Here is a 12,472-nt window from a genome sequence, read left to right on the forward strand (position 1 = left end):
TTAAGCTGGGAGTGATGTTCCACTACGGGAAACTGAATATGGCGTTCTGAGTCTCCCACCATGATCGGGGAAGACCCTTATATATACAGTATTTGTCAGGGCTATCATCATGGAGTTTTTCAGACCTGCGGAAATCCGCGCCATTCTGGAGTTACCGCTTTTCATTGCCAGAGTTCCGTGTGGCTTTCCGTCTCCGGCTCAGGACTATGTCGAACAGCGGCTGGATCTTAATAATCTGCTGGTCAGTCATCCCAGCTCAACCTACTTCATCCGGGTCAGCGGAGATTCGATGATTGAGGGTGGTATTAATGATGGCGACATGCTGGTGGTGGACAGCTCCGTCACCGCGGAGCATGGGGATATCATCGTGGCCGCGATTTCCGGCGAGTTCACCGTGAAGCAACTGATGACCCGGCCTTTCCTGCACCTAAAACCGATGAACGCCGCGCACGCCATTATCCCGATCCCCGATGCCGATCAGTTTGAAATCTTCGGCGTGGTCCGGCACTCCATTAAGACGATGGGCCGTTAATGTTTGCCCTGGTGGATGTGAACTCTTTTTACGCCAGTTGCGAGACAGTGTTCAGGCCTGATCTGCGTGGTAAGCCGGTATCTGGTCGAGTTAAGAGGGCGATGCTGCATTGTGGATGAACTCCGGCGGCCGGGTAACGATAGCACCGTGCTTCTAAAGGTGGCGGGGAGGCTGGAATGGAGTGACGATGTTTCATCCAAACCGTATCCTAACTGAAGACGGGCTGCTTCTTGAGGATGATTTGCTTGAGGATGTGATCGTTGTGGGGCTGGTGACGCATGAAGTGAGCGCTTTGAACGTGTCGGATTCTTCACCCGTTTGAACTTCATCGGGCAAAAAAAGGCCCGCATCGGCGGGCGAAATTCGTTACATGGGATAATCTCCATATAAGTTATGACGTTAGGTATATTTGAAGGTTCATATTTTCCGACTAACTTTGTACTTAAACCAAACCGGCGTTTTCTTTACTTGATATGAACGACATGAATTCAAATCGCGCAGGAATGATTGGATGTGCCATCGGATCGGCTGTAGTCGAACTGGCCGCAAAAGGAGTACCGCTTAGCAGGGTGAGTATCATCATTGAACTTGAACGCATCGCTGCGGGGTCATCAGACCTGCAGGTAAAGGCGTTTGCATTAGATGCCGCAAAGTTGCTAAGGGCGGGAGGAGATGAAGTTAACGCTTAGCCTTTGGATTTTGAAGATAAAGCATTCCGGCCCCCTGCAGTGACTTTAGCGGGGGCCCTGAACAGCACCTTAAGGTTCGTCGATACGGGAAACTTTGAGATGCGCGCTTTCGCCTTTACCGTAGACTTTCCCGCTTACGCGGACCTTGTCTTCTGCACTGTACGTTTTGCCTTTGAAAGTGCTGGCCGGAGCATCGATGTTGACCGTGCCTGAGCTGTCACGGAACTGATAAGTGTCGCCTTTGATCTTTTTGACGATATAGCCCTCAAGCGTGACATAGCCCCCCTGACGAAAATCTTTGATCAGCGTAACCGGTGTTTCTGCCGTATCTTCCGACCCCTTATACCCGGCATCTTCCTTATTCTGAGGTGGGGGCGTCTTACCGGCTTCATATCCTCCCGTTTCGGCATATGCACCGACGCTCAGAGGTAACATCACCGCAATCCAGGCGACCTTATTCATTTCATTCTCCATTGATGTGTCTTCAGGTGTAAGCCTGGCACAGCGCCTGGGAAGTAAACGGAACGGGTGTGAAATAAATCTAAACCTGAGCGTGGTGCATCTGGTTATAAGAACTCTTATCTCAAAATTTCTGGTAAGGAATGAACACAGGATCGGCGTTTTTGGCGACGATATCCCGCTTAATCCAAGCGGGAGCGTTTTCTCGAAATGACTTACAGCCCCAGATCTGACAGGCCAGGATGATCGTCCGGACGACGGCCCAGCGGCCAGAAATATTTACGGTCGCTCTCTTTAATCGGCATGTCGTTGATGCAGGCGAAACGACGCTCCATCAGGCCATCAGCGCCAAACTCCCAGTTTTCGTTTCCGTAGGAGCGGAACCAATTGCCGGAGTCATCGTGCCATTCGTAAGCGTAGCGGACGGCGATGCGGTTACCGCCAAATGCCCATAGTTCCTTAATCAGGCGGTATTCGTGCTCTTTCTTCCATTTACGGTCGAGGAAGCTCTGCGCTTCTTCACGATTGTTGGCGAACTCGGCGCGGTTACGCCATTTGGTGTCCAGTGAGTAAGCCAGAGCTACTTTTGCAGCATCGCGGCTATTCCAGCCGTCTTCAGCCAGACGGACTTTCTCGATGGCCGTTTCCAATGTGAAAGGCGGGAGCGGTGGACGAACTTGTGAATCAGTCATGGTAAAACTCCTGTAAATTTAGTTTCAGTCTAAAGATCGTTCTCGTGACTTAGGACTCAGTGAAAGACCTGTTCCAGCAAAAACTTCGCTACTTTTGATGCCTTGACCAGAAGGCTCACATCGGTGGCATCAATACCGTTCTGATAGGAGACCTTTCAACAAATTCAGGGATTCCCCTTTGATATCGCGCGGCGTCCTGTCTGTGATTTAAAGGTAGAACGATCGTTCTACCTAGTCAATGATTTTTTCTGAAATGAATGCCGGGAGCAGAGAATATTCGGCATTAAAATCGAAATAAGATATTGTTTTTAATTGGTTTTAAATTAACTGAGATTCGCCCGTTTCAGGTCTGAACAGGGAAGGGTAAGGGAATAAAATGTCGCTTATGAATGCGCCAGGGAAGTGCCCGATATACTCAAACGGCGATAAGAAGAAATACCATCGAGCTGTGGGTTATCCGTAGAAAATTAACTATCCCGTTGCAGAAGATGACTTTGACTGTTGACTGTATGTGCGGCGCGAACGTTCGGGCAGGCGGTGTGGTGACATCGCTGTTGTGTATGATGATGGCTGCGGGTATGCGCACAGATTGAAGGCGAGACCGTTTATCGGTCCCGCCTGTCTGAAGATAAATCGAATTCAAAAACGCATTTAAATCTTCATGCAGGGAAAAGCGTTCGCGAACCTCAGGGTCCGGAGGAGGCTCGTTCCAGCATGAGTTTCGCGATGTCCTGAGCGTTGTCGGCAGCACTCCCGTCGCCCATGACGTATGACATGCTGATCGCGCCTTCCAGCAGGATCAGTAACTGTCGAGCCAAATCCTCCGGATGCTCAACGTTCAGCTGTTCGGTAAGCTCCAGAGCGTAATCCAGCAACTTCTGTTTATGCATCTTGGCTATCTGGCGCACAGGGTCTTCAGGATCGCCAACCTCACCCGCCGTGTTGATAAACGCGCAACCCCGGAATCCGTCGGACTCGAACCAGCTCTTCAGAACAGTGAACATGTTCAGGATACGCTCCTGAGGAGTCTTGCCTTTGTCAGACTCTGTTCTGAACCATTGCATCCACCGTTCGTCGCGCTCTGTTAACGCGGCGGATGCCACGTCTTCCTTGTTCGCGAAATGACGGTAAATACTCTTTCTGGCGACACCAGAGGTCTTGACCAAAAGGTCCATGCCCATAGCGTGGATACCGTTCTGGTAGATGAGCTCTTCGGCGGTTTTCAGGATTTTATCCCGTGTATCAGTTGTTTTTTTGATCATGGGTTAAAAGTAGAATTATCGTTCTACCACGTCAACGCTTTTTATCAAAGAGCCTGTAAAAAAGTCATTCGATTCTTGCGATAGCTGGAAGGACCCGAAGGAAAGGACGTTGATCGGAAGGCTTTGCAGACACCAGTCAGTATGAATGAGGGGGGAGGGAAAAGTCTTTATAGTGAATAGTTATTTCATCCCCTCACCGACAAGAAGGTCAGTTCCCCTCCACTTTTGTAATTAAGTTAATCATCACCAACCTTAATTTTGACTAAGGTGTACAACTTGAATCTCCGTGTACAAATATGTTGGTTAATTCGTGTTTGGTTATTTATTCTGGGATCTAAATTGATCATTAATATATATAGGAAAAGTTCTGGATAAGCGAAGCGGCAAATGACGAACGATTGATCAAGAAATGATCGATTTTTTATTGTTAGCGATGGGAATAACCCTCCTAACGTAGCGAATTTCGCATTTAAGCGAAGCGCTAATGCACGTCAGGAGAGTGTTGTGATAAAGGCTAGCGAACGTAACCCAATGTTGAATTATTGATAGTGTTATTTCCGGCGGCTGATCTTTCCTCCCTTCCGGCCAGCTTCAACGGCGCGGTTCGGATCGTTTTTAAAATTGCCGCCACTTACCTGACCGCCTTTGCGGCCTGCTTCAGCTGCACGCTCCTTGTCCTCGGCGAAGTTCCCTGTGCCCCCACGACGTTGCGTCTTTTTCTCTTCCTCTTCAGGATGCTTGTTAGGGTCCGTCATGCGTTCTCCTCATTATATTTGTACCAACATAAAGCAAAAATAAATGTAGCGTTGTTTTTACCATAATCAAGTCAGGATTAATCTTAAGTTTTATTATTTTGCGGACTGTTTGTTTAAGGATAAGTCGATTTTTGTTTATAAGCGGATGAAACTCACTTGAATGATGATTGTTAGCGCACTTTAGATGTTGAGTAAAGAGTGTTGTGAGGCTAAATATAAGCGAAGCGGCAAAGTGGTGATATTAATCCTCCCTCTCAGTTCTGCGTTGATTGGCTTGCGCAGAAGGGCTTACTTGCTACGTTTAATTAAGATGATTGTCAGTCCGTTAATTAACGCTTCGCTTATTTCCAGATAATTCCATTAGCGACGGCGTTGAGGCGGTTAGCTTGCTAAGCAACTGCATACCATCCCCAAAGGTAGTTCATTAAAAGCACATCAACCAGGAGTGAATGAATGACGAGGGAATCTGTTTATCTGGATTGGCTACGTGATGCACATGCGATGGAGAAGCACGGTGAAACGTTATTAAAACAAGCGATGGAGCGTCTCGACAGTGATTCTTCCATCGGGAGTCACATCGCGCATTATCTTGCGCAATCACGCGCACAGCAGTTGCAGGTGAAAGAGGTTCTGAAATGCCATGACGATAGTTGGTCGGCATTGAAAGAGGCATTAGGCCGCCTGTCTGTGGTGGGGCAGGCAGCAAGCGATATGCTGCGTGTTGAGCAGGACGCACGGATGGCCGTCAGCGTCTATGTCTTTTGTAGTTATAAAGTTGCGACTTACACCACGTTAATTGCCGCCGCCAGACAGGCTGATGACAGTGAAGGCGCGGACATTTTTCAGCGGATCTTGCAACAGGAAGCGCAAATGGCGGCCAAACTGCTTGCGGACTTGCCTGAAGCAGCGAATCAATCGATAGACTCGCTGGCTGAAAGTGAAGCATCAAGCGCGGTGTAGTGTTTTCAGCGGGCAGCTTGCTGGCTGCCCGCAGAGAAAATAGCCAACATTATTAATGATTGCTCGTTAACGGCAATTGCATAAACTGCAGTAAAAAGCCGCTACGTTTATCTAAACGGAGGATCAAGCGCTACAAACTCAGTTTAATAAGTAAAGCGCACTGATCACTCAGGTGACTATTATTGCCAACAATTTAATATAACTGATCAAATTGTTTAATTGCGCAATTCCACAGGAAGTGAATTGTTTTGCACGAGTAAGTTATATTTAAGTAAAAGCATTAAGGTTAGTGAGCATGCTGACGATAACAGCAGGGATGCTGCCGATGAGAACGCGGAGCGTCTCCATTTCTTTGTTTTAATAACACCTGGATTTCATGACTCACTAATAAAATCATTGAGGTTTCTAAATGGACATAGTTCAAGGATTTTCACGTAATATTAAATTACGCAGCAAACTCATTATTTCTTCGCTCATCAATATCGGTATGCTGCTTTTGGTCGCGGTACTGGGTTTAAATTCGCTGTTTATGGCACAAACCGGCGTCAACGGCATGATGAAAGATGATTACCCAACCATTGCGTTGGGCAATCAGTTAATCAATGAGATTAACACTACCATTCAGCGACAGGCTTTGCTGCTCAGCCCAATCAATGCGGAGCGCCGCAGCGCCATCATGAATGAGCTTCAGGGGGCAACCGGGCAAATTACGGAGATTTATCGTCAACTCCATGCACTGTCAACAGATGACGATTCCATTGCTTATCTCAAAATTTTGGATGATAAACGCAAAGCTTATTTAGAAGGCCGTAATGAATTTTTGCAACTCACTAGTCAGGATCCTAATAAAGCGCTGGATTATTATCTGACAGCATTGGCGAGTAAACAAAAGGATTATACGGTTGAAGTGCAGCGTTTTATTGCACTGCAAGAGCAGCAGATGAATGGTTCCTACACACACTTTATGGATTCCTATCACACCACTAAAATTTCAATGGTGGTGATATTTATTGCGGCGGTTATTCTCTCTGCGTTGATTGGCTGGATTATTATCCAATCCATTACTGTGCCATTAAAAAACGTTATTGCGTTTCTTGGCCGTGTTGCTGATGGCGATCTTAGTACGAGCTTCTATGAAAAACGTAAAGACGAAATGGGCCAGTTAATAAACGCCATTCAGCAGATGCAGGATAAAATGTCGACCATTGTCAGTCATATTCGTATCAGCGCAGAGCAAATCTCAGGAGGTGCCAGCGAAATTATGTCGGGTACACATGATTTGGCCGCGCGTACTGAAGAACAAGCCAGTTCGGTTGAACAAACAGCAGCATCGGTTGAAGAATTCACCGCCACCATTAGCAACACGCGCAATAACACCCACTTTGCTGCCGATCTGTCTGAAAAGGCGGAAAGCGCCGTGGGGCAGAACGCCACCATGATGAACAACGTGTCGACCAAAATGGCTGAGATCCATGATTCAGCCGGTCGCATGGCAGACATTATCAATCTGATTGATTCGATTGCTTTCCAGACCAATATCCTGGCGCTCAATGCGGCTGTTGAGGCGGCACGAGCAGGGGAGCACGGTCGCGGTTTTGCGGTAGTCGCGCAGGAAGTGCGCGCGCTGGCGCAAAAAACCGCCACCTCATCGCATGAGATTCGCCATCTGATTGAGGAGTCTTCCACGCGCATCGTTGATGGCCGTGACATGGTAGCGGATGCCAACAAACTGATGTCGGAAATGATGAACAACGTGGTGAACATGAAGGAGGTGCTGTCACAGATTAATCAGGCCAGCACCGAACAGGCCGATGGGATCAGTCAGATCAACACTGCTATCAGCCAAATTGACATCACGACGCAACAAAATGCCTCGCTGGTGGAGCAATCCCTGGCTGCTTCCGCCATGCTCAGCGAGCAAGCGGCAAACATGGTGAACAGCGTCAGCGTGTTTACCCTGCGTCAGAGCGCATAACCAGATGACAGGCGGCGTCAAGGCCGCCATTACTCTAAATTCTTGCTATTTAACACGGGCACCTGATCAAGCAACCATTGAAGCAATAGCTTGATGTTGGGCGCTTCCGGCCGGGTTTTCGGCCACACCAGATAATAACCGTCCCCTGTCGCCACCGGCTGGTTAAATGGCAGCACCAGTAAGCCGTTGTTGATCGCCTCCTGGCTGAGCAGCAAGTCACCAATTGAAACGCCGTGTCCACTGATCGCCGCCATCGTGCCCTGTTCCAGCGTATCGAACAGTTTGCCTTGCCACAGATTGATAGCCGGTGCATCAGCTGCCCCCTGTGACCACCTCAGCCAGTCGCGGCGATCGTGTGAGGGGTGAATCAATTCACAACTTGCCAGTTGCTTTTGTGCCTGTCGTTCCAGTGCGGGGGCGCAAATCGGAATTAACCACTCCTGAAACAGCAAATGGCACTCAGTGTCTGCACCAAAATGACCGTCGCCCAACAAGATGGCGCAGTCAAAAGGTTCACGGGCAAAATCGACGTTGTCGGTGTCCATCCAAACGCTGGTAATCTGCACTTCAGGTGTTGAGTTTTGCTCGCGATAGAGTTGAAGTGCATCCAGCAGCCACCGCATGGTCAGTGTCGATGGGGCCTTGAGACGGAGTTGATGACCATGCTGCGTGAAGGCGGCGCAAGCTTGCTCTAAAGAGGCAAATCCGGCCTGTAATTGTGCCGCTAATACGCTACCGGCAGCGCTGATTTCGACCCTGGGGCCTTTACGGATAAACAGTTGGCAATTGAACCACGCTTCAAGGGTGCGGATGTGGCGGCTAATCGCCCCAGGGGTGACGTTGAGTGCCGCAGCGGCCTGGCTAAAAGACCCTAATTGCGCCGCACTGGCAAAGGCGCGCAACGCATAAAGTGGAGGAAGCGTCATAAGGTAAACTCAATATTGAGTAAAACTCACATTAAACGGCATTTTAAAGCGTTTTTCAATGTGGAAACGAAAAACCATACTGGCCACCTTCTAATACGTTTCAGGTCGTTACCATGAACCTCTCACTGCTGCTGGCGTATATGCTGGCGATTTTATTGCTGTTAATGACGCCAGGCCCGGTGGTGGCGCTGATCACGGGCACGGCCGCGCGACACGGTTATCGCCGCGCTTTTGCCACAGCGGTGGGCACTAACGCGGCATCACTGGTGTTGATTGCGCTGGCTGCACTGATGTTGACGGGATTGGTCTCTCTCGATCCCTTGAGTTTGCAAGTCGCCGGGTTGCTGGGTTCCCTGTTTATTGGCGTGATTGCATGGCGAGGCTTACGTGCTGCGACAAGTGCAACCGCCCACCGGCCTGCAGCACAGGGGGGATTGCTGAAAGGCTTTGTGGTGGGCATCTCTAATCCAAAAGATATTCTGTTTTTTGCCGCGCTGTTTCCACAGTTTATCGCCATCACGCCCGATCTGAGCAGCAGCCTGATCACCCTGGCGCTGGTGTGGATGGCCTTCGATTTTGCGGTGCTGGCGTTTTATATCATCACCGTAAAGCGCTGGCTGCCGGGAGCACATCAGCAGCGCCTGGAGCGGATATCAATGCTGATGTTGTTGCTGATCGCGCTGGCGGGAGCGTTCTACAACCTGAGGCAATTGTTGTTATAGCGTGGTATTGAAGATTTCACCCATAACGCCGATAACGCATAGCGAATGGCTGCATGGAGCAGCAGACTAAAGGGAAAATAATGAAAAAAGCATTGATAGCGTTAGCGGTTTTAACCCTGGCAGGGTGCGCCAGACCTTATGGATCAGCCGATACCATCATCAATCAGCAAATGGTGACACCGGATGCCAGCAAGAAGCAGACACCGGTGACTGTTACGCGCCTCAAGCAGTTTATAGGAAGTGCCAGCGGTGGAACCTGCAAATTCGTGGTGAACGTGGATGGTCAGGATGTCGCGATGTTGCGTCAAAACCAGTTTGTCACTGCTTATCTGGAAAATGGTCTGCACAAGTTGCGCGTCAGTAATGACTGTTCAGTGATGAGTCTGGGGATGCGCAAGTCGCTGGATATTGTGGCTGACGGCACGCCACAGGAGTACGCCACAGAAGTAGGCTTCTGGGGACAGTACCGCATGTGGCGCACTAAATAAGTTACAGGTCGATCACCCGATTGCGTGATTTAATGCGTGAGCAGCACAGCGCGATAAACTGTTCAGCGGCTGGCGCTGGTTTTTTTGTTTCCACCCTCAGGCAATCCTCTTCAAATACCCGCAGATTGAAAGCGTGCACATCTTCTACCTGGACCCGCAGTTCGACGTTGCGGGTATTCATGGTGATGTTCCTGCCATTGGCTCACGAGGGCGATTGAAAGACTTCATTTCTATCAGGACATTGTGAATAATTAGCTCTGTATAAATCCATCCGACAGAATTCAATCAAGTGTTGCAAAAAACAGTACAGGTGATGCATGAGTCCGTTTTCCCGCTTTTCCGTTTACTTTGCAGAAGTGGCTCGCAGCGGCAGCTTACGTAAAGCCGCCGAGAAACTGCACGTCTCCGCGTCCGCCATTAACCGGCAGATCCTGCAGGCGGAAGAGAGCTTTGGTACGCCGCTGTTTGAGCGTTTGCCGGATGGGTTGCGGATGACCACCGCCGGTGAGTTGTTGTACGACGATGTGATGCGCTGGCAGCGCGAGTTTCGCGTTACGTGCCAGCGTTTCGACGATATACAGGGCTTGAAGCGCGGCAACGTCAGCGCGGGTCTGGTGCAATCACTGACTAAGGGACCGGTGGCTGATGCGATTGCGGATATTGCACGTGAACATCAGTGGCTGCGGCTGGAACTTACCGTCGACAACAGCCACGCCATCAGCCAATTGATTCGACAGTCTGCGATTGATTTTGGCTTAATCCTGGATCCGGCGGGTCAGATTGGACTGGATGTGTTGGCGTTTGCTGAACTGGATATGGGTATAGTCATGGCGCCCGATCATCCATTGAGCCAGTGCGATGCGCTATCGCTCAGTCAATTGAGCCAGGAGCGGCATATCATTCCTGGTGATTCGCTGGTGGTCCATGAACGGGTCGATGCGCTATACCGCAAGCAGGGCATGGCGCCGGATAACATTATTGCCTGTAACGATATTCGCCTGATACGCAGTTTGGTTGCTCAGGGCACTGGCGTATGCGTGCTGAGTTTGCTGGATGTGATGACTGAAGTGCAGGAGCAGCAACTGTGCTTTGTGCCGCTGAAAAACAGCGTGATGCGTCCGCTGACGTTGGCACTTTGTACTGCGCCATCCCGACAGTTATCGCGGGCGGCGCAGAGGGTGATTCAGCGCATCACACAGGTTATCGATGAGATGGCGCGTTAAGCGTCCGATGCCTGTTTCGGAAATTTATTGCGCAGTTTCTGCAGTTTTGCCGGGATATTCATCATACAGAAGGCGTTTTCTTGTCCTTCTTTCTCCCAGAAGTTTTGATGATAGTCTTCGGCTGCGTACCACTCGGCTAACGGTTCCAGCTTTGTCACCAGCGGCTTGCTGAGTTCGGCAGCGGCACGCGCTATCCCTTGTTCAGCGGCAATGCGTTGTGCATCGCTGGTCGGAAACAGTGCGGAGCGATAACGTGAACGCACCACGCCGTCTTTGATGTTTTCCTGCGTGGCATCATGTGTCGCGAAGTGGATGTCGAGCAAATCGTCGTAACTGACGAGATCGGGATCGAACTCGATTTTCACCGCCTCGGCGTGACCGGTGGTGTCGCTGTAAACTTGATCGTAAGTGGGTGACGAGACATGGCCGCCGATATAACCACTTTCCACGCTCAATACACCATGGATGGATTGGAAAATCGCTTCAGTACACCAAAAGCAGCCGCCGGCAAAAATGGCTTGTTCACGCATCAGTCTAAGTTCCGGATAAAAAAAGTGACGTTACCTTACACGGCGGTGAAAAGTAACGCCACTGCATTGGCGCATCCTGAATGCCTGTCAGCGCGCTAAGCCGCACTCAGCCTTCTATTGCTGCGTAATCGCCTGTGCCTTCAGGCCATGGCGTAAGCAAATCGAAGCCGGTCTCGGTCACAGCAAGAGTGTGTTCCCACTGCGCCGACAGCGAGCGATCTTTTGTCACCACCGTCCAGCCATCAGATAAAACACTGGTGCCTGCTTTGCCGGCATTGATCATTGGCTCGATGGTAAAGATCATGCCTGCCTGCAGCTCAATCCCTGTGCCCGGCGTACCGTAGTGCAGAATCTGAGGCTCGTCGTGATAAATCTCACCAACACCGTGACCGCAATATTCACGCACCACTGAAAATCCGGCTTTCTCCGCCACCTGTTGGATCGCGGCGCCGATATCACCCAATGTCGCACCGGGTTTGACGACTTTAATGCCCGCCACCATCGATTCGTAGGTGATATCGACCAGACGTTTAGCGCGCACCGATGGCTCACCCACGTAATACATGCGGCTGGTATCACCGTACCAGCCATCTTTGATGATGCCGACGTCGATGTTGACGATATCGCCATTCTTGAGCTTCTTCTCACCTGGAATGCCATGGCACACCACGTGATTTACCGAGGTACAGGTGGTGCGTGTATAGCCGTGATAACCAATATTCGCGGGAACAACCTTCAGTTCATTGACAATATAGTCATGGCAAATGGCGTCCAGTTCATCTGTGGTCACGCCGGGTTTGACGTAAGGGGTGATGATTTCCAGCACTTTTGCCGCGGCGTGTCCGGCAGCGCGTGCCAGTTCGATTTCTTCAGCGGAATGTAGTTTGATGGTCATTGCGCGATTCCCTGCGAGGTTAATGTAGGCTGGTCAAGCAGCTGCGCTAAATCTGCGCCGCCGTCACGTTCGACACGCATCAACAGGCGCGTCAGTTCCTGAAGGTTGAGGTCAGGATAAAGCTCAGCCAGCATGCCAATCTTCATCCAGTGTTCTGCCTGCGCATTGATGGAACGGCTTAACGCCGTGCTCGCGATACGCAGATTCTCATGCATCAGATCAGAAATTTTTACGATACCCATTATGCGATCCGTATATGAAACGTAGTCGTTTTGCATATAGATTACGCTGCGTCCGGATAAGATGGAAGGGGAAATGTTGGGAAGTTTGCCGTGACCCTGTACAGCATCTCCACCTCTTAGCC

Annotated in this window: 15 protein-coding genes and 2 pseudogenes; 8 read left to right on the forward strand and 9 right to left on the reverse strand. The window is 50.1% G+C overall.

Features of this window, described 5'->3' with window-relative positions:
- Nucleotides 1-109: 109 nt before the first annotated feature.
- The 3 genes and pseudogenes from umuD (at nucleotide 110) to JK231_RS25700 (ending at nucleotide 854) form a co-directional block, all read left to right on the forward strand.
- The gene (umuD, locus tag JK231_RS21850; protein ID WP_058961188.1) at nucleotides 110-532 is read left to right on the forward strand and encodes a translesion error-prone DNA polymerase V autoproteolytic subunit; all 423 of its coding nucleotides are present in this window, start codon (nucleotides 110-112) and stop codon (nucleotides 530-532) included.
- Nucleotides 532-612 (forward strand): annotated as a pseudogene (locus JK231_RS25770) (hypothetical protein); the annotation flags it as partial. The gene umuD and the pseudogene JK231_RS25770, both read left to right, overlap by 1 nt.
- Before the next feature lie 107 nt (nucleotides 613-719).
- The gene (locus JK231_RS25700; protein ID WP_255253252.1) at nucleotides 720-854 is read left to right on the forward strand and encodes a hypothetical protein; all 135 of its coding nucleotides are present in this window, start codon (nucleotides 720-722) and stop codon (nucleotides 852-854) included.
- A 436-nt stretch (nucleotides 855-1,290) separates the two neighbouring features.
- Here JK231_RS25700 and JK231_RS21855 read toward each other — a convergent pair whose 3' ends face one another.
- The 4 genes from JK231_RS21855 to JK231_RS21870 all read right to left on the reverse strand — a co-directional run bounded on the left by JK231_RS21855 (nucleotide 1,291) and on the right by JK231_RS21870 (nucleotide 4,389).
- Nucleotides 1,291-1,683: a NirD/YgiW/YdeI family stress tolerance protein gene (locus JK231_RS21855; protein WP_097117742.1), complete on the reverse strand. Its 393-nt coding sequence runs from the start codon at nucleotides 1,681-1,683 to the stop codon at nucleotides 1,291-1,293.
- Between the two features lie 212 nt (nucleotides 1,684-1,895).
- On the reverse strand, nucleotides 1,896-2,372 hold the full coding sequence (locus tag JK231_RS21860; RefSeq protein ID WP_160833213.1) for a DUF1348 family protein: 477 nt from the start codon (nucleotides 2,370-2,372) through the stop codon (nucleotides 1,896-1,898).
- A 686-nt stretch (nucleotides 2,373-3,058) separates the two neighbouring features.
- A complete protein-coding gene (locus JK231_RS21865) occupies nucleotides 3,059-3,634 on the reverse strand; it encodes a TetR/AcrR family transcriptional regulator (protein ID WP_211729510.1) in 576 nt (191 codons plus the stop codon).
- Between the two features lie 551 nt (nucleotides 3,635-4,185).
- Entirely contained in the window at nucleotides 4,186-4,389 is a 204-nt protein-coding gene (locus tag JK231_RS21870; RefSeq protein ID WP_034822638.1) for a general stress protein, read from the reverse strand.
- Nucleotides 4,390-4,842: 453 nt separating this feature from the next.
- On the opposite strand from JK231_RS21870, the gene JK231_RS21875 reads away from it, so the two are divergent.
- Nucleotides 4,843-5,349 (forward strand): DUF892 family protein, encoded by a 507-nt coding sequence (locus JK231_RS21875; RefSeq protein WP_211729511.1) that lies wholly within the window; start codon nucleotides 4,843-4,845, stop codon nucleotides 5,347-5,349.
- Between the two features lie 409 nt (nucleotides 5,350-5,758).
- The gene (locus JK231_RS21880; RefSeq protein WP_211729512.1) at nucleotides 5,759-7,324 is read left to right on the forward strand and encodes a methyl-accepting chemotaxis protein; all 1,566 of its coding nucleotides are present in this window, start codon (nucleotides 5,759-5,761) and stop codon (nucleotides 7,322-7,324) included.
- 29 nt (nucleotides 7,325-7,353) lie between these two features.
- On the opposite strand, the gene JK231_RS21885 is transcribed toward JK231_RS21880, so the two are convergent.
- A complete protein-coding gene (locus tag JK231_RS21885; RefSeq protein WP_160833216.1) occupies nucleotides 7,354-8,250 on the reverse strand; it encodes a LysR substrate-binding domain-containing protein in 897 nt (298 codons plus the stop codon).
- 113 nt (nucleotides 8,251-8,363) lie between these two features.
- On the opposite strand from JK231_RS21885, the gene JK231_RS21890 reads away from it, so the two are divergent.
- Entirely contained in the window at nucleotides 8,364-8,972 is a 609-nt protein-coding gene (locus tag JK231_RS21890) for a LysE family translocator (protein ID WP_097117748.1), read from the forward strand.
- Nucleotides 8,973-9,052: 80 nt separating this feature from the next.
- Complete coding sequence (locus JK231_RS21895) at nucleotides 9,053-9,460, forward strand: hypothetical protein (protein WP_034822646.1); 408 nt, start codon at nucleotides 9,053-9,055, stop codon at nucleotides 9,458-9,460.
- 76 nt (nucleotides 9,461-9,536) lie between these two features.
- Here the strand turns inward: JK231_RS21895 and JK231_RS25565 are convergent.
- Nucleotides 9,537-9,632: pseudogene (locus JK231_RS25565) on the reverse strand (hypothetical protein); the annotation flags it as partial.
- 145 nt (nucleotides 9,633-9,777) lie between these two features.
- Between JK231_RS25565 and JK231_RS21905 the strand changes: the two are divergent.
- On the forward strand, nucleotides 9,778-10,683 hold the full coding sequence (locus tag JK231_RS21905) for a LysR family transcriptional regulator (RefSeq protein WP_211729513.1): 906 nt from the start codon (nucleotides 9,778-9,780) through the stop codon (nucleotides 10,681-10,683).
- Here JK231_RS21905 and msrA read toward each other — a convergent pair.
- From msrA to JK231_RS21920, 3 genes are all read right to left on the reverse strand, one after another.
- Nucleotides 10,680-11,216 carry a peptide-methionine (S)-S-oxide reductase MsrA gene (msrA, locus tag JK231_RS21910; protein WP_082678132.1) on the reverse strand — a complete coding sequence of 179 codons (537 nt, stop codon included), beginning with the start codon at nucleotides 11,214-11,216 and terminating at the stop codon, nucleotides 10,680-10,682. The genes JK231_RS21905 and msrA overlap by 4 nt on opposite strands.
- 103 nt (nucleotides 11,217-11,319) lie before the next feature.
- Nucleotides 11,320-12,108, reverse strand: a complete 789-nt coding sequence (map, locus tag JK231_RS21915) for a type I methionyl aminopeptidase (protein WP_182058365.1) — start codon at nucleotides 12,106-12,108, stop codon at nucleotides 11,320-11,322.
- The gene (locus JK231_RS21920; protein ID WP_034822655.1) at nucleotides 12,105-12,350 is read right to left on the reverse strand and encodes a ParD-like family protein; all 246 of its coding nucleotides are present in this window, start codon (nucleotides 12,348-12,350) and stop codon (nucleotides 12,105-12,107) included. Before JK231_RS21920 ends, map begins: the two co-directional genes overlap by 4 nt.
- Nucleotides 12,351-12,472 lie beyond the last annotated feature (122 nt).

Origin of the sequence: Pantoea sp. JGM49 (assembly GCF_018257655.1) — a bacterium.
GTDB lineage: Bacteria > Pseudomonadota > Gammaproteobacteria > Enterobacterales > Enterobacteriaceae > Pantoea > Pantoea communis.